This is a genomic window from Streptomyces sp. NPDC034099 (assembly GCF_055575415.1).
This window is the reverse complement of record NZ_JBVISR010000003.1, coordinates 178336-198947: the sequence shown is the minus strand read 5'-3', so window position 1 is coordinate 198947 and position 20612 is coordinate 178336. Positions and strand designations below refer to the sequence as shown.

Annotated in this window: 16 protein-coding genes; 8 read left to right on the top strand and 8 right to left on the bottom strand. The window is 72.6% G+C overall.

Annotated features, from left to right (window positions below; all coding sequences use genetic code 11):
• Positions 1–15: 15 nt before the first annotated feature.
• The 4 genes from ACZ56V_RS09790 to ACZ56V_RS09775 form a co-directional block, all read right to left on the bottom strand.
• Positions 16–1227, bottom strand: coding sequence for a Cmx/CmrA family chloramphenicol efflux MFS transporter (locus tag ACZ56V_RS09790; protein ID WP_467379416.1), 1212 nt, complete (start codon positions 1225–1227; stop codon positions 16–18).
• A 99-nt stretch (positions 1228–1326) separates the two neighbouring features.
• Positions 1327–3621 (bottom strand): FdhF/YdeP family oxidoreductase, encoded by a 2295-nt coding sequence (locus tag ACZ56V_RS09785; protein WP_467379143.1) that lies wholly within the window; start codon positions 3619–3621, stop codon positions 1327–1329.
• Between the two features lie 42 nt (positions 3622–3663).
• Positions 3664–4182: an SRPBCC family protein gene (locus ACZ56V_RS09780; protein ID WP_398909862.1), complete on the bottom strand. Its 519-nt coding sequence runs from the start codon at positions 4180–4182 to the stop codon at positions 3664–3666.
• Positions 4179–6692 carry an ATP-dependent Clp protease ATP-binding subunit gene (locus ACZ56V_RS09775; protein ID WP_468940744.1) on the bottom strand — a complete coding sequence of 838 codons (2514 nt, stop codon included), beginning with the start codon at positions 6690–6692 and terminating at the stop codon, positions 4179–4181. Before ACZ56V_RS09775 ends, ACZ56V_RS09780 begins: the two co-directional genes overlap by 4 nt.
• A gap of 124 nt (positions 6693–6816) precedes the next feature.
• On the opposite strand from ACZ56V_RS09775, the gene ligA reads away from it, so the two are divergent.
• The 5 genes from ligA to ACZ56V_RS09750 all read left to right on the top strand — a co-directional run bounded on the left by ligA (position 6817) and on the right by ACZ56V_RS09750 (position 12680).
• Complete coding sequence (gene ligA, locus ACZ56V_RS09770; RefSeq protein WP_468940743.1) at positions 6817–8901, top strand: NAD-dependent DNA ligase LigA; 2085 nt, start codon at positions 6817–6819, stop codon at positions 8899–8901.
• Between the two features lie 148 nt (positions 8902–9049).
• Positions 9050–10159, top strand: a complete 1110-nt coding sequence (locus tag ACZ56V_RS09765) for a serine hydrolase domain-containing protein (protein ID WP_468940740.1) — start codon at positions 9050–9052, stop codon at positions 10157–10159.
• Between the two features lie 67 nt (positions 10160–10226).
• Positions 10227–11441, top strand: coding sequence for an MFS transporter (locus ACZ56V_RS09760; protein ID WP_468940737.1), 1215 nt, complete (start codon positions 10227–10229; stop codon positions 11439–11441).
• 71 nt (positions 11442–11512) lie between these two features.
• Positions 11513–12094, top strand: coding sequence for a sugar O-acetyltransferase (locus ACZ56V_RS09755; protein WP_104632908.1), 582 nt, complete (start codon positions 11513–11515; stop codon positions 12092–12094).
• Positions 12095–12104: 10 nt separating this feature from the next.
• The gene (locus tag ACZ56V_RS09750; RefSeq protein WP_356369604.1) at positions 12105–12680 is read left to right on the top strand and encodes a TetR/AcrR family transcriptional regulator; all 576 of its coding nucleotides are present in this window, start codon (positions 12105–12107) and stop codon (positions 12678–12680) included.
• Positions 12681–12728: 48 nt separating this feature from the next.
• Here ACZ56V_RS09750 and ACZ56V_RS09745 read toward each other — a convergent pair whose 3' ends face one another.
• The 4 genes from ACZ56V_RS09745 to ACZ56V_RS09730 all read right to left on the bottom strand — a co-directional run bounded on the left by ACZ56V_RS09745 (position 12729) and on the right by ACZ56V_RS09730 (position 17404).
• On the bottom strand, positions 12729–14027 hold the full coding sequence (locus ACZ56V_RS09745) for a YeeE/YedE family protein (RefSeq protein ID WP_468940733.1): 1299 nt from the start codon (positions 14025–14027) through the stop codon (positions 12729–12731).
• 268 nt (positions 14028–14295) lie between these two features.
• Positions 14296–16203, bottom strand: a complete 1908-nt coding sequence (gene htpG, locus ACZ56V_RS09740; RefSeq protein ID WP_467379136.1) for a molecular chaperone HtpG — start codon at positions 16201–16203, stop codon at positions 14296–14298.
• An 85-nt stretch (positions 16204–16288) separates the two neighbouring features.
• Complete coding sequence (locus tag ACZ56V_RS09735) at positions 16289–16825, bottom strand: DUF4303 domain-containing protein (protein WP_468940729.1); 537 nt, start codon at positions 16823–16825, stop codon at positions 16289–16291.
• Between the two features lie 81 nt (positions 16826–16906).
• Entirely contained in the window at positions 16907–17404 is a 498-nt protein-coding gene (locus ACZ56V_RS09730) for a DUF2975 domain-containing protein (protein ID WP_398909877.1), read from the bottom strand.
• Positions 17405–17584: 180 nt separating this feature from the next.
• Here ACZ56V_RS09730 and ACZ56V_RS09725 point away from each other — a divergent pair, with 180 nt between their 5' ends.
• The 3 genes from ACZ56V_RS09725 (at position 17585) to gap (ending at position 20577) form a co-directional block, all read left to right on the top strand.
• Positions 17585–18460: an SGNH/GDSL hydrolase family protein gene (locus ACZ56V_RS09725; RefSeq protein ID WP_468940726.1), complete on the top strand. Its 876-nt coding sequence runs from the start codon at positions 17585–17587 to the stop codon at positions 18458–18460.
• 31 nt (positions 18461–18491) lie between these two features.
• Positions 18492–19448 carry a GlxA family transcriptional regulator gene (locus ACZ56V_RS09720; protein WP_398909879.1) on the top strand — a complete coding sequence of 319 codons (957 nt, stop codon included), beginning with the start codon at positions 18492–18494 and terminating at the stop codon, positions 19446–19448.
• Positions 19449–19578: 130 nt separating this feature from the next.
• Positions 19579–20577, top strand: coding sequence for a type I glyceraldehyde-3-phosphate dehydrogenase (gene gap / locus ACZ56V_RS09715; RefSeq protein WP_398909881.1), 999 nt, complete (start codon positions 19579–19581; stop codon positions 20575–20577).
• Positions 20578–20612: the final 35 nt, after the last annotated feature.

Below are 20612 nucleotides of genomic sequence, written 5' to 3'. Positions count from 1 at the left end.
CTCACCGGGCCGGGGTCACACCCGCTGGGACCGCTCCACGCTCGCGGTCCCGGTGACCGGGCCGCCGCTCATCACGACGCGCGACCGGCTGTGCAGCCGCAGGGAGACGGCGACGAAGCCGATCGCGACCAGGGTCATCGCCCCGCCCGCCCAGGCGGTGGCGGCGTACCCGAGGTCCGCGTCGATCACCGTGCCGCCAAGCCAGGGGCCGCCGGTGTTGCCCAGGTTGAACGCGGCGGTCGTCGTCGCGCCCGCGAGGGTGGGCGCGGCACCGGCGACGTTGAACATGCGCGCGTTGAGCGCGGGCGCCGTGTAGAACGCGGAGACGCCGAGCAGCAGCGACAGGACGATCACGACGGCGGGGCTGGAGGCGAACAGCGCCAGGGCGGCCAGCAGCACCGTCGACGCGGTGATGCCGGAGAGCAGTACGCCGAACAGGTGCGCGTCGGCGACCCGGCCGCCGATCATCGTTCCGATCAGCGCGCCGACGCCGAACAGGGCCAGCACGGCCGGCACCCAGCCGTCCGCGAGGCCCGCCACGTCGGTGAGCAGCGGCGCGAGGTAGGAGAAGGCGCAGAAGACGCCGCCGGCGGCGAGCGCGGTCACCACGATGGACAGCCAGACCTGACGGTCCCGGTAGATCGCCAGCTCGCCCCGCAACCGGGGGCGCCGCTCGGGCAGCGGGATGCGCGGGATCAGGGTCACCACGCCGACGAGCGCGACGGCGGACGCGCCGCCCACGGCCCAGAACGCGGACCGCCAGCCCAGGTGCTCGCCGAGGAAGGCGCCCGCCGGGACGCCGAGGACGTTGGCGATGGACAGTCCACCGATCATCACGGCCATCGCGCGGGCCCGCGCGGTCACCGGCACCATCGCGATGGCCACGGCCGCGCCCACCGCCCAGAAACCGGCGCAGGCGAGCGCGCTGACGACCCGTGAGACGAACAGGACCTCGTAGCCCGTCGCGAGCGCTCCCGCCACCTGGCCGACACCGAACACCGAGATCAGCGCGACCAGGGTGGTCTTGCGGGGCAGGCGCAGCGTCGCGACGGCGAGCAGCGGCGCGCCGACCACCATGCCGATCGCGAACGCCGATATCAGCAGCCCGGCTCGCGGGATCGACACGTTCATGTCGTCGGCGATCGGCGGCAGCAGCCCGGAAAGCATGAACTCGCTGGTGCCGAGCGCGAAGACGGACAGGCCGAGGATGTAGACGGCGAGCGGCATGCGTCCGGCCGTGGGCCGTGGGGAAGAATCGGGCATGACAGGTGTCAACGGAGCCCCGCCGCCCGCCATTCCCGCGGCGGGCTCCGTCTCACGATGCGGCTACGGGGTCACGCGCTCCAGCCGGACGACGATGCCCTTCGAGGTGGGCTGGTTGCTGATGTCGGCGACGCTGTCCAGCGGGACCAGGACCTGGGTCTCCGGGTAGTACGCGGCGGCGGAACCGCGGGCGGTGGGGTACGGGACCACCTCGAAGCCCTCGGCGCGGCGCTCGGTGTCGTCGTGCCAGACGCCGACCACGTCGACGCGGTCTCCCGCCGTGAGGGACAGCGCGCTCAGGTCCTCCGGGTTGACCATGACCACCCGGCGGCTGCCGTGGATGCCCCGGTACCGGTCGTTCAGGGTGTAGGGGATGGTGTTCCACTGGTCGTGGGAGCGCAGGGTCTGCAACAGCAGGTGGCCCTCGGGCACGTCGGGCGTGCGCCAGGTGTTGCGGGTGAACATGGCCTTGCCGGTGGCGGTGCGGTAGACGCCCTCGTTGACGGGGTTGGGCAGCCGGATGCCGCCGGGGCGGGCCACGCGCCGGTCGAAGTCGTACAGGCCCGGCACGATGCGGGAGATCCGGTCGCGGATCGTGCCGTAGTCGGCCTCGAAGTCCTCCCAGACCACGTTCCCGGGGCCGGTGCCGAGGGTGCGGCGGGCCAGCCGGCACAGGATGGCGACCTCGCTGAGCAGCAGGGGGGAGGCCGGCTTGAGCCGTCCTCGGGAGGTGTGCACCTCGCTCATCGAGTTCTCCACCGTGACGAACTGCTCGCCGCCCGCCTGGTGGTCGCGTTCGGTCCGGCCGAGGGTGGGCAGGATCAGTGCGGTCTCCCCGCACACGGTGTGGGACCCGTTGAGCTTGGTGGAGATGTGGGCGGTCAGGCGGCAGCTCCGCATGGCCTCCTCGGTGACCGTGCTGTCGGGGGCGGCCCGGACGAAGTTGCCCGCGACGCCGAGGAAGACCTTGATCCGGCCCTCCCGCATCGCCTTGATCGAGTCGACCGAGTCGAGCCCGTGGGCGCGCGGCGGGTCGAAGCCGAACTCGTCGCGCAGGGCGTCCAGGAAGGAGTCCGGCATCTGCTCCCAGATGCCCATCGTGCGGTCGCCCTGGACGTTGCTGTGGCCGCGCACCGGGCAGGCGCCGGCCCCGGCCCTGCCGAGGTTGCCGCGCAGCAGCAGGAAGTTGACGATCTCCCGGACGGTGGGGACGCCGTGTTTGTGCTGGGTGATGCCCATCGCCCAGCAGACGATGACGCGTTCGCTGCGCAGGACCTCGTCGCGGACCCGCTCGATCTCCTCCCGGGTCAGGCCGGTGGTGGTGAGCACGTCGTCCCAGGAGGCCTGCCGGGCGTGCTCGGCGAACTCCTCGAAGCCGCTGGTGCTGTCCCGGATGAACGCGTGGTCGAGGACCGTGCCGGGCCGGGCGTCCTCGGCCTCGAGCAGCAGCCGGTTCAGCGCCTGGAACAGGGCGAGGTCGCCGCCGGGCCGGATGTGCAGGAACCGGTCGGCGATCCGGACGCCCTGGCCGATCACCCCGCGTGCCTTCTGCGGGTTCTTGAACCGCAGCAGCCCCGCCTCCGGGAGGGGGTTGACCGCGACGATGCGGGCGCCGTTGCGCTTGGCCTGCTCCAGCGCGGACAGTTGCCGCGGGTGGTTGCTGCCGGGGTTCTGTCCCACCAGGAGGATCAGGTCGGCGTGGTGGAGGTCGTCGAGGCTGACCGTGCCCTTGCCGGTGCCGAGGGTCTCGTGCAGGGCGAAGCCGCTCGACTCGTGGCACATGTTGCTGCAGTCGGGCAGGTTGTTGGTGCCGTAGGCGCGGGCGAAGAGCTGAAGGACGAAGGCGGCTTCGTTGCTGACCCGGCCGGAGGTGTAGAAGACCGCCTCGTCGGGGCTGTCGAGCGCCTTAAGTTCGCCGGCGAGAAGGTCGAGGGCGTCGCGCCAGCTGATGGGCTCGTAGTGGTCACAGCCGGGCCGTTTGACCATGGGCTCGGTGAGGCGTCCCTGCTGGTTCAGCCACAGGTCGGAGCGGCGGGCCAGGTCGGAGACGGGGTGCTCGCGGAAGAAGTCGGCGGTGATCCGCCGTGTGGTCGCCTCGTCGTTGATGTGCTTGGCGCCGTTCTCGCAGTACTCGTTGCGGTGCCGGTGGCCGGGTGCGGGGTCGGCCCAGGCGCAGCCCGGGCAGTCGATCCCGTCCACCTGGTTCATGGTCAGCAGGTCCACCGCGGTTTCCTTGGGGGACGTCTGCTCCAGGGAGTACTCCAGTGCGTGCACCACCGCGGGCACACCGGCGGCCCAGGTCTTGGGCGGGGTGACGGTCAGGTCGTCCCGGGGTTCTTCCCTGGGCGGCTTCTTCATCGGGGGGTCGCCTCTCGTTCGCTGCGTTCCGGTACGGGGCTCTCAGCCCACGGGCCAGACCGCCACCCGGCTGCGCGGCGGCTCGGGCTCCCCGGGCCGCACCTGGCCGCCCCGGATGGTCCCCCGCCAGGCGCCGCTCGCCTCACCGTGCCCTTCGATGTACGCCTTGAAGTGCGCGAGTTCGCGGCGCACGACGCGGCCCACCGGTCCGGGGACTGCGGTGAGCACGCCGGTGAGCCCGCGCGGTCCGGCCGACAGCCGCACGGTCATCGCCGTGTGGTCCTGCCCGGTGGGCCGGAACGTCACCTCGCCCCGGTGGCCGTGGCGCTGTCCGAGGCTGCGCCAGGTCAGGTGCGAGTCGGGCACCTGGTCCACGATCTCGGTCGCGAACTCCCGGCAGACGGGGCCGAGTCCGACGACCCACAGGGTCACGGCGGGCCTGACCTGCTCGACCCGCTTGACGGTGGTCATGAACCGCGGGAAGCACTCGAACTGGGTCCACTGGTCGTACGCGGTGCGCACCGGTACGGCGATCTCGACGGTCTCCTCGACGGTGTTCACGAGCCGCTCGCCTCCGGGGGCCGCGCGGTGCCGGGCTTGTCGACGGTGCAGTGCAGGGAGTCGTCGACCACGTCGGCGACGATGGTGTCGCCGGGGTCGGCATCGCCGCCGAGCAGCAGGTCGGCGACGCGGTTGTCGAGTTCGGTCTGGATCGTGCGCCGCAGTGGACGGGCGCCGAACTCGGGCTGGTGGCCGTGGGCGATCAGCAGCTTCTTGGCCGCCTCCGTGACCTTCAGCGTCATGCCCTGGGCGTGCACCCGCCGTTCGCTCCGGGCCAGCAGGTGGTCCACGATCCGCGAGAGGTCGTCCTGGGTGAGGCCGTGGAAGACGATGATGTCGTCGATGCGGTTGAGGAACTCCGGCAGGAACCGGCTCCGAAGCTCCTGCATCAGTTCGTCCTTGAGGTCGGACACGTCGCCCTGGTGGTCGAGGATGCGGCGGGCGCCGATGTTGGACGTCATGATGACCACGCAGTGCCGGAAGTCGACGGTGCGGCCCTGTCCGTCGGTGAGCCGGCCGTCGTCGAGGATCTGCAGCAGTGTGTTGAAGACGTCGGGGTGGGCCTTCTCCACCTCGTCGAACAGAACCACGCTGTAGGGCTGCCGGCGGACCTTCTCGGTGAGCTGGCCGGCCTCCTCGTAGCCGACGTATCCGGGGGGCGCGCCGACGAGCCGGGCGACCGTGTGCTTCTCCTGGAACTCGCTCATGTCGAAGCGGATCATGCGGTTCTCCTCGCCGAACAGCAGCTCGGCGAGGGTCTTGGCCAGCTCGGTCTTGCCGACGCCGGTGGGGCCGAGGAAGAGGAAGGAGCCCACGGGGCGGTCGGGGTCCCCCATGCCGGCCCGGTTGCGGCGCACGGCCCGCGAGACGGCGGTGACCGCCTCGTCCTGGCCGACGATCCGGGCGTGCATCTCCTCCTCCAGTCTGAGCAGCCGCTCCTTCTCCCCCGCCGTCAGCTGGGAGACCGGGATGCCGGTGCGGCGGGAGATCACGTCCGCGATGTCGTCGGCGGTGACGGAGACGACGCCCTCGCGGCGCTCCTCGATGCCCGCGAGTTCGCCCTCCACCTCGGCGATCTCCCGCTTCAGCTCGCCCGCCCGGGCGTAGTCCTCGGCGGCGACGGCCTGTTCCTGCTCCCGGCGCAGCTTGGCGATGCGGTCCTCGCGGCTGACGACCTCGGTGGAGCGGCTCGCGCTGCGCAGCCGTACCCGGGCGCCCGCCTGGTCCATGACGTCGATCGCCTTGTCGGGCAGGAAGCGGTCGCTGACGTAGCGGTCGGACAGTTCCGCCGCCGCGGTCAGGGCTCCGTCGGCGAAGCGGACCTGGTGGTGCGCCTCGTAGGCGTCGCGCAGGCCCTCCAGGATCTGCACCGTCTCCTCGACGGAGGGCTCGGGGACCATCACGGGCTGGAAGCGGCGTTCGAGGGCCGCGTCCTTCTCGACGTACTTGCGGTACTCGTCGATGGTCGTCGCGCCCACCACGTGCAGTTCACCGCGCGCGAGGGCGGGCTTGAGCATGTTGCCGGCGTCCATGGAGCCCTCGCCGGTGGCCCCGGCGCCGACGACGGTGTGCAGTTCGTCGATGAACAGGATGATGTCGCCGCGGGCCTGCTGGACGTCTTCGATGACTTTCTTGAGCCGCTCCTCGAACTGTCCCCGGTACTGCGCGCCCGCGACCATGCCGGACAGGTCGAGGGCGACGACCCTCTTGTCCTTCAGCGTGTTCGGGACCTCACCGGCCACGATGCGCTGGGCGAGTCCCTCCACGATGGCGGTCTTGCCGACGCCGGGCTCGCCGATCAGCACCGGGTTGTTCTTGGAGCGCCGGGAGAGGATCTCGACGGTCTGCTCGATCTCCTCGGCGCGGCCGACGACGGGGTCGAGTCTCCCGGCCTTCGCCTCGTCGGTCAGGTCCCGTCCGTACTCGTCCAGGGTCGTGGCGGGCTTGCCCGCACCGTCGCCCGGTGTCCCGCCCGAACGGGCGACCTGCTCGGTGAGCCCCTCCAGCTTGCCGACGTCCTGCCCCTGGGCGCCCAGCAGCCGGGCCGCGCCCGTGTCGCCGTCCGCCAGCAGGGCGCCCAGGATGTGCTCGGGGCCGATGTAGGAGACGCCGGACGCCCGGGAGCGGGCGTAGGCGGTGGCGAGGGTGCGCTTGGCGGCCGGGGTGAGGCCCGGCTCGGCGGACGGCTCGCCCGCCTCGCGGGGCAGGATCTCGGCGATCCGGTCCGCGAGCGCGTCGGGGTCGGCGTCCGCCCGGGCGAGCAGTCCCCGCGCGGGCTCGACCTTCGTGGCCGCCCACAGCAGGTGCTCCGTGTCCAGGTCGGACGTCCCGTCCTCCAGCGCCCGCCGTGCCGCCTGGTTGAGGAGCTCCTGGGAGGACTCGGTCAGCATCCGGCCGATCGGCACCCGCTGCACCGCCGGGGGCGAGGAGGCGGGCGACGTTCCGAAGAACCGGTTGAACAGATCACTGAACGGATCGGACGCACCGAAACCGAACGACGACATCGACATGACAGCTCCTGGGGCGGTGGCGAGTCGATTCCACCGAAACCCCATGGCGGCGGCTCCGCAAGCGGAGCGCCCGCCGCGCGGCGGCGAGGACCCGTTGTCAGTGGTGGGCGGCATGATTTCGCCCATGACTACTCCTGCCGCAGTGATCGTCGACGCCACCGCCTACGCCCAGGCGGTCGAGGACGCCGCACGCGCGGCCGCCGCCTACTACGCGGGCGGCACGTCCCCTCTGGACGACGACACCTACGACCGGCTGGCGGGAGGGATCGCCGCGTGGGAGGCCGCGCACCCGGACGAGGTGCTGCCCGACTCCCCCACCGGCAAGGTCGCCGGGGGCGCGGCCGAGGGGGACGTACCGCACACGGTGCCGATGCTCAGCCTGGACAACGTCTTCTCGCCTGAGGAGTTCACCGCCTGGACGGCGTCCCTGGCCCGGCGCGTCGGCCGCGAGGTCACCCGGTTCGCCGTGGGCCCCAAGCTGGACGGCCTCGCGGTCGCCGCCCGCTACCACGAGGGCCGCCTCACCCGGCTGATCACCCGGGGCGACGGCACGGCCGGTGAGGACGTCTCGCACGCCATCGGCACCGTGGAGGGGCTGCCCGGGACGCTGGCCGAGCCGGTGACCGTCGAGGTGCGCGGCGAGATCCTGATGACGACGGCCCAGTTCGAGCACGCCAACGAGGTGCGCATCCAGCACGGCGGGCAGCCCTTCGCCAACCCGCGCAACGCGGCCGCGGGCACCCTGCGGGCGAGGGAGCGGGCCTACACGGTGCCGATGACGTTCTTCGGCTACGGCCTGCCGGCCCTGCCCGGCACGGACGCCGCGCTCGCCGGGCGGCTGGAGGAGCTGGCGTACAGCGAGCTGATGTCGACGGCGGCCGGGCTCGGCGTGCACACCAGCGCCGGTACCGCGGTGCCGGACGTGGTCGTCGAGACACCCGAGCAGGTGGTGGCCCGGGTCCAGGAGATCGCCGCGCTCCGTGCCGAGCTGCCGTTCGGCATCGACGGCGTCGTCGTCAAGGCCGACCTCGCCGCCGACCGGCGGGCCGTCGGGTCCGGCTCGCGGGCGCCGCGGTGGGCGATCGCGTACAAGCTCCCGGCCGTCGAGAAGATCACCCGGCTGCTGGAGGTCGAGTGGAACGTGGGCCGCACCGGCATCATCGCCCCGCGCGGCGTCCTGGAACCGGTGGTCATCGAGGGCTCCACCATCACCTACGCCACGCTGCACAATCCGGCCGACATCACCCGTCGCGGTCTGCGTCTGGGCGACCACGTGATGGTGCACCGCGCCGGTGACGTCATCCCGCGCATCGAGGCTCCCGTCGCACATCTGCGGACGGGCGAGGAGCGGCCCGTCGTGTTCCCCGAGGCGTGTCCGCGCTGTGGCTCGGACATCGACACGAGCGAGGAGCGCTGGCGGTGCGCGCAGGGCCGCAACTGCCACCTGGTCGCCTCCCTCGCCTACGCCGCAGGCCGCGACCAGCTCGACATCGAGGGCCTGGGCACCACCCGCGTGATCCAGCTCGTCGAGGCGGGCCTCGTCGCCGACCTGGCCGACCTGTTCCTGCTCCGGCGCGAGCAGTTGCTCGCCCTGGAGCGGATGGGCGAGACCAGCACCGACAACCTGCTCGCCGCGCTCGCCCGGGCCAAGGAGCAGCCGCTGTCCCGGGTGCTGTGCGCGCTGGGTGTCCGGGGCACCGGCCGCTCCATGTCCCGGCGCATCGCGCGGTACTTCGCCACCATGGACCACATACGCGCGGCCGACGCCGAGGCCATGCAGCGGGTCGACGGCATCGGGGTGGAGAAGGCGCCCTCCGTCGTCGCGGAGATCGCCGAACTCGCCCCGCTCATCGACAAGCTCACCGCCGCCGGTGTCAACATGACCGAGCCCGGCGCGGCCCCGCCCCCGCCCGCCGACGCGGAGGGCGAGGACGGGGCGACGCCCGCGGCGGCGGGCGGCCCGCTGGCGGGCATGAAGGTGGTCGTCACCGGCGCGATGACCGGAAACCTGGAACGGCTCAGCCGCAACGAGATGAACGAACTCATCGAGCGGGCCGGCGGACGCTCCTCCTCCAGCGTCTCCAAGAACACGACGCTCGTCGTCGCGGGCGAGGGGGCGGGCTCGAAGCGGGCGAAGGCGGAGCAGCTCGGCGTCCGGCTGGCCACCCCCGAGGAGTTCGCCGCGCTCGTCGCCGGCCTGCTCGGCTGAGACCATCCGCGCGGGCGCGTGGGGGGTGTTGGTGACACCCCCGGGCCGGGGGCCAGTCCCAGTGATCCCCCCTCCGAGTCCTGGAAAGGTCGTCGGTGAACGGACACCGTCCGCCCGCCGCCGGGCGGCCAGAACAGGGGGAAGACCCGTGCACCGCAAGCGCCTCACCGCCGCAGTCCTGCTCGCCGCCGCGCTCACCGGGGCGTTCGCCCCAGCGGCGGCGGCCCACCCGGCCCACCGCCCCGACCCCGTACAGCGCCGACTCGACCTGCTCACCGCACGCGACGGAGTCCCTGGCGCGCTCGCGTACGACGGCAGGACGACCCGCACCTCGGGCGTCGCGGACCTGGACTCGGGCCGGCCGATGACCGACGAGCGGGGCCGGTTCCGGCTCGCCAGCGACACCAAGGCGTTCACGGCGACCGCGGTGATGCGGCTGGTGGCGGACGGCCGCCTGGGCCTCGGCGACCGCGCGGGTTCCTACGTGCCGCAACTGGCGGGCAGCACCGTCACCGTACGGCAGTTGCTGAAACAGACCAGCGGGCTGGCGGAGTACTCGGCGCTGGTGGACTGGACCCGGCCGGGGACGCCCGAGGACTACCTGGCACTGGCGCTCGACGCGGGCCCCGTCTTCGAGCCCGGCACCGACTGGGGCTACTCCAACACCAATTACCTGGTCCTCGGCATGGTGATCGACGAGGTGTCCGGGGTCGGTTTCCGCACGTACGTCGAGCGCACCGTCCTGCGCCCGCTGCACCTGGACGACACCTACTGGCCCGCGCCCGGGGAGCTGGACCTGCGCGGCCCGCACGCCCGGAACTACGGCGTCCATCCCGCGCAACCGCAGGACGGCAGGCTGGACGTGACCGAGCTGCCGGGCTACGAGTTCGGCGCGTCCGGCGGCCTCGTCTCCACGCCCGTCGACCTCAACGCCTTCTGGGACGGCCTGTTCGGCGGCCGGCTCCTGCCCGGCTGGGCGGTGCGGCTGATGACGCGGGACACCACCGACATCGGCGGCCGCGACGTCTACCCGGCGGGCAGCCGCTACGGGTACGGCGTCGCCTCGATCCCGCTCGGCTGCGGCGGCGTCTACTGGGGCCACGGCGGCGACCTGCCCGGCGGTTCGGTGGGCGGCGGACGGGCCACGGGCGGCCGGGGCACCGTCACCGTCTACACCACGACGTGGGCGGCCGAGGGGGACAGCCTGCGTCATCTCCAGGGCGCCGTGGACGCGGCCCTGTGCGCGAAGGGGCACTGAACGGCGCGCTCCGACCGGGAGCCACCAGGAGTGTACGTTCGTACGCCCCGAGGGTAGGCTCCCGCGCATGACTGTTGACGTACTGCGCCGGCCCGCCCTGGCCGATCGGCGGGCTCGCGTGGCCGTCGCCGTGCTGTTCTTCACCAACGGGGCCCTGTTCGCCAACCTGTTGCCGAGGTATCCGCAGATCAAGGCGGACCTCGGCATCGGGAACGCCGCCTACGGACTGGCCGTGGCGGCGTTCCCGGCGGGAGCCATCACGGCCGGGCTGGCGGCCGGGGTCCTGGTGCGCCGCTTCGGTTCGGCGCGGGTGGCGGTCGGCGGCACGCTGCTGACGGGGGTGGGCATCCTCGCCGCGGGCCTCGCGGACTCGGTGGCCGTGTTCGCGGGGGCGCTGTTCCTCGCCGGGGCGATGGACGCGTTCACCGACGTCGCGCAGAACGCCCACGGTCTGCGGGTACAGCGCCGCTACGGACGTTCCATCATCAACTCCTTCCACGCCATCTGGTCCGTCGGCGCCGTCACCGGCGGCTCCATGGCCGCCGCCGCGATCGCGCTCGGCGTCGCGCGGGGCCCGCATCTGCTCTTCTCCGCCGTGGTGTTCGCGGTCGCGGCGTGCGTCGCCCTGCGCTACTGCCTGCCGGGTCCGGAGACCGAGGCGGAACCGGCCGTGGAGACCGGCGCGGAGGACCGCGCGCCGCTGCCGACGCGGGTCCCGGCGGCGGGCCTGCGCACCGGCTGGGTGCTGGCCGCCCTCGTCCTGATCGCCACGGCCGGCACCCTGGTCGAGGACGCCGGCATGTCCTGGGCCACCCTCTACCTCTCCGACTCGCTGCACGCGACGGCGGCGCTGGCCGCGTCCGGGTATGTCGCCCTGGTCGGCGCGCAGTTCGTCGGCCGGATCGTCGGCGACCGGCTCGTGGACCGCTTCGGCCAGCGCGCGGTGGCCCGCTCCGGCGCCCTGATCGCGGCGGTCGGCATGGGCCTGGCGCTGGCCGTGCCGACGGTGCCCGGCACGGTCCTCGGGTTCGCCGCGGCCGGGTTCGGGGTGGCGACGCTGGTCCCGGCGGCGATGCACGAGGCCGACGAACTGCCCGGCCTCAAGCCCGGGTCGGGGCTGACCCTCGTCTCCTGGCTGATGCGGCTCGGCTTCCTGCTCTCCCCGCCGGTCGTGGGGCTGGTCGCCGACGCCACGAGCCTGCGGGTGGGTCTGCTCGTGGTGCCGCTCGCGGGTCTCCTCGTACTCCTGTGCGCGGGAGTGCTCCAGCCCCGGCGCCGATGAGCCGCACCGCCGGGCGACACGATCCGGCCGCGAGTGTACGTTCGTACGCTTTCGGGGGTACGATCGGGCACATGCCGACGGACCACTTCGCGGGCGACTCCCGCACCAACCTCGAACGCATGCTGGCGGGCGACCTCTACATCGCCGACGACCCGGAGATCGCCCGCAGGCAGCAGCAGGCCGTGCGGCTGGCCGCCCGCTACCAGGCCGCCTACGCGGAGGACGCGGATGCGGCGCGTCCGCTCCTCGCGGAGCTGCTCGGCTCGCTGGGGGACGAGGCCCATGTGCGGCCGCCGCTGTACGTCGACTACGGCAGCAACATCACGGTCGGGGCCCGCACCTTCGTCAACTACAACCTGACGGCGCTGGACGTCGCGGCGATCACCATCGGCGAGGACTGCCAGATCGGGCCGAACGTCCAGTTGCTGACCCCGACGCACCCCCTGGAGCCCGGCCCCCGGCGGGACAAGCTGGAGGCCGCCCGCCCGATCGTCGTCGGCGACAACGTCTGGCTGGGCGGCGGCGCGATCGTACTGCCGGGTGTCACCATCGGGGACAACGCCGTCATCGGGGCCGGTGCGGTCGTCACCAAGGACGTGCCGGCGAACGTCGTGGCCGTCGGCAACCCCGCACGGCCGGTGCGGAACGTGTAAGTCTGCTCCCATGGCAACCGGACACACGGACCCGCAGCGGCGGGAGCGCATCCTCGCGGCCACCCTCGACCTGATCGCCGAGGAGGGCATCGCACGCGTCTCCCACCGGAGGATCGCACAGCGCGCGGGGGTACCGCTCGGCTCGATGACGTACCACTTCAGCGGCATCGAGCAGTTGCTGCGGGAAGCGTTCGGCCGGTTCACCGACCACATCGTCGCGGTGTTCGACGAGCATCTCGGCGCCGCCGCCGACCGCGACCAGGCCCGCGAGGCGGTGGCCGACCTCGTGCACGAGCTGTCCGAGGACAGCCAGCGCGACCTGGTGCTCACCCAGGAGCTGTACACGCTCGCCGCGCGGCAACCGGCCTACCGGGAGCTGACCCACGAGTGGATGCGCCGCAGCCGCGTCCACCTGGAGAAGCACTTCGACCCGGACACGGCCCGCCAGCTGGACGCCCTCATCGAGGGTCTGACGCTGCACCGCGCCCTGGCCCGGGAGCCGCACGGCCGTGCCCTCACCCTGGAGGCCATCGCCCGGGTCACCACCACGGACCGGCGCGCGCCCGAGGGAAGCGGCGCCCCCTAGCAGCCCGTGCGGCGCGGGCCTGACCCCCGCGCCGCACGGGCGTCCCCGTCAGCAGACGCCGTCGCCCGGCTTGGGGTTGCCCAGGCCGAACAGGGGCCGCAGCTTGAGGCCCACCCAGGTACCGGCCAGCGCGAAGGCGCCCCACAGCCAGCCGCTGAGGCTGCCCGAGGCGATGCCCGCCAGATAGGCGCCGATGTTGCAGCCGCCGGCCAGCCGGGCGCCGATGCCCATCAGCACACCGCCGAGCACCGCCGCGACGGCGGTACGCCAGGGGATGCCCCGGTGCAGCGCCCAGGTGCCGCCGAGCGAGGCGGCGACGGCCGCGCCGATCATGATGCCGATGTCGGTGAGGCTGGTCTTGTCGGCGAGCACCGGACCGGCCAGCATCTCGGCGTTGCCGGGCCGCTGCCACCAGGTCCAGTTCTCCGGGTGGCCGCCGAGCGCGCCCACCAGTTCCGAGCCCCACAGGCTGAAGGCACTGGTGACGCCCCAGGCGCCGCCGGAGACCAGCAGGACGCCCGCGCCGAGCACGGCCAGCGCGAGGGCGCCGACCGCCAGGGGCCAGGAGCCGCGGACGGCACGGACGGCCGCCCGGCGCGCCGAGGGCACGGCGCCCAGCGGGGGCGGGTTGCGACGGGCCTGGACGCGGCGGCTGACCAGCACCACGAGGAGCAGGGCGCCGATGGTCACGGCCCAGGAGCCGAACCAGCCGATGTGCTCGGACAGCACGACGGGCTCCCAGGCGGGGAGGTCCTTCCACAGGTCGAACTGCCAGGCGGCCAGCGTGGCGCCGGCGACGAAGCCGCCCAGGGTCAGCACGATCGACGTCTGGCCCGAGCCGACCGCGAACAGGGTGCCCGAGGCGCAGGCGCCGCCGAGCTGCATGCCGATCGCGAAAAGCGCCGAACCGGCGAACAGGTCGACGCCGATCGGCCCGGCGGACGGCGCGGGATGGGAGCCGAACAGCCCCGTCTCGGTACCGATGACCAGCGCGAACAGGGTGGCCGTGGTGCCGAGGAGCAGGGCGTGCGCCCGCAGCCCGGAGCCGTTCCCGACGGCGACCAGCTGTCGCCAGGCGGAGGTGAAGCCGAACCGGGAGTGGAAGAGGGCGACGCCCAGACCGAGGCCGAGCAGGAGCAGCACGCCGGGCTTGGCGCCGTGCGCGAACCACACGTACACGGTCAGGGCGGCGGCGAGCAGCCCGGACACGACGAGCGGCGTCCGCCGGACCGGCGGCAGGGGCGGCGCCTCGGGCCGCGCCGAGGAGGTGGGCGAGGGGGCGAACAGGGCGGTGGGCGGGCGCGGCGGCGCGGCCGGGGCGGACCCGGCCGGGGGTGCGGTGGTCACGGAAGATCTCCGGGGTGGGGTGCACGGGGACGGCGGACGCTGGGCGGACCGGCGGCGCGGGGAGCGCGGCCGGTCCGGGGGCTCAGCGGCGACAGAGGCCGTCGTCGACGCACCACGCCGAGCACGCGAAGAGCGCGAGGCACAGCAGCGGAGCCGATGCATACATGCGTACGAAGATACGGAAGAGCGTGCTCCGTATGCCACGCCGTCTCGCCATGCGGATGGCGGACGGCGCGGCGTCCGGATCTTTCCGGGTCTTCCCGGCCGGTTACAGGGTGCGCTCCAGGCGGTCCGCCATCAGCTGGACGAACCGGGCGGGCTCCTTGGGCCGGCCGCCCTCGGCGAGCACCGCGAGGGCGTGCAGCAGTTCGGCGGTCTCGGTGAGCTCCGCGCGGTCCCGCCGGTCGGTCCAGGCCCGGTTCAGGGACTTCACCAGCTGGTGCTCGGGATTGAGTTCCAGGATCCGCTTGGCGCTGGGCACCTCCTGGCCCATCGCCCGGTACATGTTCTCCAGGGCGGGCGTCAGCTCGCCCGCGTCGGAGACGACGCAGGCCGGCGAGACGGTCAGGCGGTGGGAGAGGCGGACCTCCTTGACCTCCTCGCCCAGGTGCTCCGTCATCCAGCCGAGCAGCCCGGCGTACTCCTCGCCCTGCTTCTCCTTCTCGGCGTCGCTCTTGTCCTCCTCGGTGCCGGACAGGTCGATCTCGCCCTTGGCCACCGAGCGCAGCGTCTTGCCGTCGAACTCCCCGACCGCGTCGACCCAGACCTCGTCGACGGCGTCGGTGAGCAGGAGGACCTCGACGCCCTTGGCCCGGAACGCCTCCATGTGCGGGGAGTTCTCGATGGCCTGCCGGGACTCGCCCGTCATGTAGTAGATGTCGTCCTGCCCGTCCTTCATCCGCTCCACGTAGTCCTTGAGCGAGGTGGGCTCGTCGGCGTCGTGGGTGGAGGCGAACGAACAGGCGGCGAGGATCGCGTCCCGGTTCTCGGAGTCGGTCACCAGGCCCTCCTTGAGGACCGCGCCGAACTCGCGCCAGAAGGTGGCGTAGCGGTCCGGCGCCGACGTCCTGAGGTCCTTGACCGTGGACAGGACCTTCTTGGTCAGCCGGCGCTGGATCATGCGGATGTGGCGGTCCTGCTGGAGGATCTCGCGGGAGACGTTGAGCGAGAGGTCCTGCGCGTCGACGACGCCCTTGACGAAGCGGAGGTAGGGCGGCAGCAGTTCCTCGCAGTCGTCCATGATGAAGACGCGCTTCACATAGAGCTGGACGCCGCGCTGGTAGCCCTGGGTGAACAGGTCGTGCGGAGCGTGCGAGGGCACGAAGAGCAGGGCCTGGTACTCGAAGGTGCCCTCCGCCTGGAGCCGGATCGTCTCCAGCGGGTCGCGCCAGTCGTGGGCGATGTGCTTGTACAGCTCGTGGTACTCGTCGTCGGACACCTCGTCGCGCGGGCGCGCCCACAGGGCCTTCATGGAGTTGAGCGTCTCGGCCTCGCGGGCCTCGGCGCCGTCTCCGTCCTCGCCCGGCTCCGGCAGCAGCCGGACCGGCCAGGTGATGAAGTCCGAGTACCGCTTGACGATCTCCTTGATCTTCCACGCGGAGGTGTAGTCGTGCAGCTGGTTCTCGGAGTCGGCGGGCTTGAGGTGCAGCGTGACGGCGGTGCCCTGCGGGGCGTCGTCGAGCCGCTCCAGGGTGTACGTGCCCTCGCCGCGCGAGGTCCACCGGGTGCCCTCGGTCTCACCGGCGTGCCGGGTGACCAGGGTGACCTCGTCCGCGACCATGAAGCCCGAGTAGAAGCCGACGCCGAACTGGCCGATGAGTCCGTCCGCCCCGGCCGCGTCCTTGGCCTCGCGCAGCTCCTGCAGGAACTTGGCGGTGCCCGAGTTGGCGATCGTGCCGATCAGCTGGGTGACCTCGTCGTACGACATGCCGATGCCGTTGTCCCGCACGGTCAGGGTGCGGGCGTCCTTGTCGACCTCCAACTCGATGTGCAGGTCGCTCACGTCGGCGTCGGGGGCGTCGTCGCGCAGGGCGGCGAGGCGCAGCTTGTCCAGCGCGTCGGAGGCGTTGGAGACGAGCTCGCGCAGGAACACGTCCTTGTTCGAGTAGACGGAGTGAATCATCAGCTGGAGCAGCTGACGCGCCTCTACCTGGAACTCAAACGTTTCGGTCGTCATGGCTGGTGAGTACCTCACAGGTCCACGGAATCGTCTGCACTGGTGAGAGCAACTCTAGAACAGCGAGGGCGGCGGTCGCCGCCGGTCATACGACCTCCGCGCCCGTCTCCGGCGCCCAGTCCACCAGTGCCTCCGGCGGATTCAGCCGCAGCGTCCGCTCGTCGTCGCCCTCCTCGGACGGCACTTCGACGGTGACGACGACGGAGTGCCGGTCGGCGCCGGTGCCGAAGAGGCCTTCGGCGTCCAGCCTGGCCATGGCCGTCTCCATCGCCCGCAGGCGCAGCTCGAACTCCGCGTCCGCCTCGTCGTCCGGCAGGTCGAAGAGTTCGCCCCGGGCCTCGAAGAGGGGCCGGACCGGTTCCAGGTGTTCCTCGCCGTAGCAGCAGAACGGGGAGTCGGCGTACGACCACTTGAGGTCGCCGGGCGCGCACCCCTGGCGCGCCGACTCCGCGGCCAGGGCCTGGTGGGACCAGGCGGACAGCGCGGGCCCGTAGCCCTCCCCGGACGTCACCAGCGCGCAGTAGTAGAACCGGTGGCCGGGGTGCTCGCGGAACAGGTCGAGCAGGGCCGCGCGGGCAGCGCGGTGGACGGCGTCGGCCAGTTCCGACTCGGTGGGGTGCACGGGGGCCTCCGGGGCGGGCGGACGGGACGTGTGGACCTCGGGAAGCGTAACGACGGGCACCGACAGCGGGCCGGTACGGCGTCAGACCACCTCGGCCAGTTCGCCGCGCAGCGCGGTCGCCTTGGCCAGGAGGCCGCGCATGACGACGACGAGCAGGGCGAACGCGGCGCCGACACCGACGCAGGCGACCGCGGCACCCAGCGCGCCGAGCGCCTGCATGCCGTCGTCGGGAGAGGGGATCTCGGCCACGGCCAGGTGGACGGCGGCCCCGAGCGCCAGCAGCGTGGCCGCGGCCGTGGCCCCGATGACGGTGTCGACCCAGCGGAACGCCCGCCGGGTGAAGACGGCGTCGCGCTCGACCATGCCGAGCAGCATCCACACCGCGCCGAGCACGACCTGGACGCAGGCGACGCCGATGATCGCCACCGTCGCGTAGGGCACGGCGAAGGGTTCGTAGGGCGGGAAGCGGTCGACCTCGTCGGACGCCGTCGTGGGGATGACGACGGTCTGCCCGAAGAGACCGAGCAGGATCGCGGCGGCGATGCCGGCCCGGAGTGCGGCGGTGATCAGACGATGCATGCATCGATCTTCAATGGGAATCGATCGAAAATCAATCGACTCGGCCCGACGGAAAGGGCTTCGGCATCCACGAGAAGTTCCGTCAACAACGTTGACTCGGAGTCAGCGGCCCTGCACATTACTTAAAAGTAGAACCGCCCGGTAACTCCGCTGCCGCCCCTCCCGAAGAAGAGAGAGCACATGCCGAAGCATGCCCTTCGCCGTGTCATGACCGCGACAGCCGCCGCCGTCGGCACGCTCGCCCTCGGCCTCACCGACGCCACCGCGCACGCCGCGCCCGCCACCCTCGACTACGTCGCCCTCGGCGACAGTTACAGCGCCGGTTCGGGCGTCCTGCCCGTCGACCCCACCAACCTGCTCTGTCTGCGCTCGACGGCCAACTACCCCCATGTCATCGCGGACGCGACGGGCGCCCGTCTCAAGGACGTCACCTGCGGCGCCGCCCGGACCGCCCACTTCACGCAGGCTCAGTACCCGGGCACCGCCCCCCAGTTGGACGCGCTGGGCGCCGAGACGGATCTGGTCACGCTCACCATCGGCGGCAACGACAACAGCACGTTCATCAACGCCATCACGGCCTGCGGCACGGCGGGCGTCCTCAGCGGCGGCAAGGGCAGCCCCTGCAAGGACAAGCACGGTACCTCCTTCGACGACGAGATCGAGGCCAACACCTATCCCGCGCTCAAGGCCGCGTTGCTCGGCGTCCGGGCCAGGGCTCCGCAGGCCCGGGTGGCGGCCCTCGGCTACCCGTGGATCACACCGGCCGCCGCCGACCCGTCCTGCTTCCTGAAGCTGCCCGTCGCCGCCGGTGACGTGCCCTACCTCCGCGCCATCCAGGCCCACCTCAACGACGCGGTCCGGCGTGCCGCCGAGGAGACCGGCGCCACCTATGTGGACTTCTCCGAGGTCTCCGACGGCCACGACGCCTGCGAGGCACCCGGTACCCGCTGGATCGAACCGCTGCTGTTCGGGCACAGCCTCGTGCCCGTGCACCCCAACGCCCTCGGCGAGCGGCGCATGGCCGAGCACACGATGACCGTCCTCGGCCTGGACTGACCTGCGGCAACTCCCCGCGTACGCTTTTCCCGTGCCGTCCTCCCGCCTGCGCCGCGTCGCCGTCCTCGTGCTCGAAGGCGCGAAACCGCTCGACGTCGGCATCCCGGCGCAGGTCTTCACGACCCGCGCGAGCATGCCGTACGAGGTGCGGGTGTGCGGCGCGGCGCCGGGCCTGGTCACCGGGGGTGACGGCCTGTCGTACCACGTCGCCCACGGCCTCGACGCCCTGGCGTGGGCCGACGTGGTCTTCCTCCCCGGGTACCGGTCCCCCGACGTCGAGGACCCGCCGCGCAGCGTCATCGACGCGCTGACGGCGGCGCACGACCGGGGCGCGCGGCTCGCCGCCATCTCCACCGGCGCGTTCGCGCTCGCCGCCACGGGCCTGCTCGACGGCAGACGGGCCACCACCCACTGGCACTACACGCGGGCCCTCGCGGCGAAGCACCCGCGCGTGCGGGTCGACGAGAACGTGCTGTTCGTGGACGAGGGCAGCGTCCTCACGTCGGCGGGCGCCGCCTCCGGCATCGACCTGTGCCTGCACATCCTGCGCGGCGACCTCGGGGTGGCCGCGTCGAACCACGCGGCCCGTCGCCTCGTGGCGGCCCCCTACCGCAGCGGCGGTCAGGCCCAGTACGTGCCCCGCAGCGTGCCCGAGCCGCTCGGCGAGCGGTTCGCCGCCACCCGCGAGTGGGCGCTGCGCCGGCTCGCCGAGCCGCTCACCCTGGAGGCACTGGCCCGGCACGCGGCGGTGTCGGCGCGCACCCTCTCCCGGCGCTTCGTCGAGGACACCGGGTACACACCGATGCAGTGGATCATGCGGGCGCGTATCGACCTGGCCCGTGAGCTGCTCGAACGCTCCGAGCGCGGCGTCGAGCAGATCGCCGCCGACGTCGGCCTCGGTACCGGCGCGAACCTGCGGCTGCACTTCCAGCGCATCCTCGGCACCACCCCCAGCGAGTACCGGCGCACCTTCGCCCGGGGCGAGTAGCAGCGCGTCCGCCGCCCTCCCCTGGCGTGATCCTTTCGAACCGTGGCACTCGCGCCGCTGCCACGCGCACCCGGCGTGCGCGAACCTGGTGGCGAAGGACCTGGTGGCGAAACGAAGGGACACACCACTCATGACTCGCATCGGCATCAACGGATTCGGCCGCATCGGGCGCAATGTGCTGCGCGCACTGCTCGAACGCGACACGAAGCTCGAGATCGTCGCCGTCAACGACCTCACGGAGCCCGCCACCCTGGCCCGCCTGCTCGCCTTCGACTCGACGGCCGGCCGGCTCGGCCGCCCGGTGACCGTCGACGGGGACACCCTGGTCGTCGACGGGCACCGCATCAAGGTGCTCGCCGAGCGCGAGCCCGCCCGGCTGCCCTGGGCGGAGCTGGGCGTCGACATCGTGCTGGAGTCGACCGGCCGCTTCACCTCCGCCGACGCCGCCCGCGCCCACCTGACCGCGGGCGCGCGGAAGGTCCTGGTCAGCGCCCCGTCGAGCGGCGCCGACGTGACGCTGGCGTACGGCGTGAACACCGACGCCTACGACCCGGCGGCGCACACGATCGTCTCGAACGCGTCCTGCACCACCAACGCCCTGGCGCCGCTCGCCGCGGTCCTCGACGAGCTGGCCGGCATCGAGCACGGCTTCATGACGACGGTGCACGCCTACACCCAGGAGCAGAACCTCCAGGACGGCCCGCACCGCGACGCGCGCCGCGCCCGCGCCGCCGGGGTGAACATCGTGCCGACCACGACGGGCGCCGCCAAGGCGATCGGCCTGGTGCTGCCGGGCCTTGACGGCAAGCTGTCGGGCGACTCGATCCGGGTGCCGGTCCCGGTGGGCTCGATCGTCGAGCTGAACACGACCGTCGCCCGCGACGTGACGCGCGAGGACGTCCTGGCCGCCTACCGCGCCGCCGCCGACGGGCCGCTCGCCGGTGTGCTGGAGTACTCGGACGACCCGCTGGTCTCCTCCGACATCACGGGCAACCCGGCGTCGTCGATCTTCGACTCGGCGCTGACCCGCGTGGACGGCCGCCACATCAAGGTGGTCGCCTGGTACGACAACGAGTGGGGCTTCTCCAACCGGGTGATCGACACCCTCGGACTGCTCGCCACACGCTGAACGGGCAGCCGGTTCGGCATCACCGGGGGTCACAG

What these genes read in the sequence shown, in the direction of transcription:
- ACZ56V_RS09790 (WP_467379416.1), bottom strand. Translation starts at nt 1,227, where the DNA reads ATGCCGCTCGCCGTCTACATCCTCGGCCTGTCCGTCTTCGCGCTCGGC.
- ACZ56V_RS09785 (WP_467379143.1), bottom strand. Translation starts at nt 3,621, where the DNA reads ATGAAGAAGCCGCCCAGGGAAGAACCCCGGGACGACCTGACCGTCACC.
- ACZ56V_RS09775 (WP_468940744.1), bottom strand. Translation starts at nt 6,692, where the DNA reads ATGTCGATGTCGTCGTTCGGTTTCGGTGCGTCCGATCCGTTCAGTGAT.
- ligA (WP_468940743.1), top strand. Translation starts at nt 6,817, where the DNA reads ATGACTACTCCTGCCGCAGTGATCGTCGACGCCACCGCCTACGCCCAG.
- ACZ56V_RS09760 (WP_468940737.1), top strand. Translation starts at nt 10,227, where the DNA reads ATGACTGTTGACGTACTGCGCCGGCCCGCCCTGGCCGATCGGCGGGCT.
- ACZ56V_RS09755 (WP_104632908.1), top strand. Translation starts at nt 11,513, where the DNA reads ATGCCGACGGACCACTTCGCGGGCGACTCCCGCACCAACCTCGAACGC.
- ACZ56V_RS09750 (WP_356369604.1), top strand. Translation starts at nt 12,105, where the DNA reads ATGGCAACCGGACACACGGACCCGCAGCGGCGGGAGCGCATCCTCGCG.
- htpG (WP_467379136.1), bottom strand. Translation starts at nt 16,203, where the DNA reads ATGACGACCGAAACGTTTGAGTTCCAGGTAGAGGCGCGTCAGCTGCTC.
- ACZ56V_RS09730 (WP_398909877.1), bottom strand. Translation starts at nt 17,404, where the DNA reads ATGCATCGTCTGATCACCGCCGCACTCCGGGCCGGCATCGCCGCCGCG.
- ACZ56V_RS09725 (WP_468940726.1), top strand. Translation starts at nt 17,585, where the DNA reads ATGCCGAAGCATGCCCTTCGCCGTGTCATGACCGCGACAGCCGCCGCC.
- gap (WP_398909881.1), top strand. Translation starts at nt 19,579, where the DNA reads ATGACTCGCATCGGCATCAACGGATTCGGCCGCATCGGGCGCAATGTG.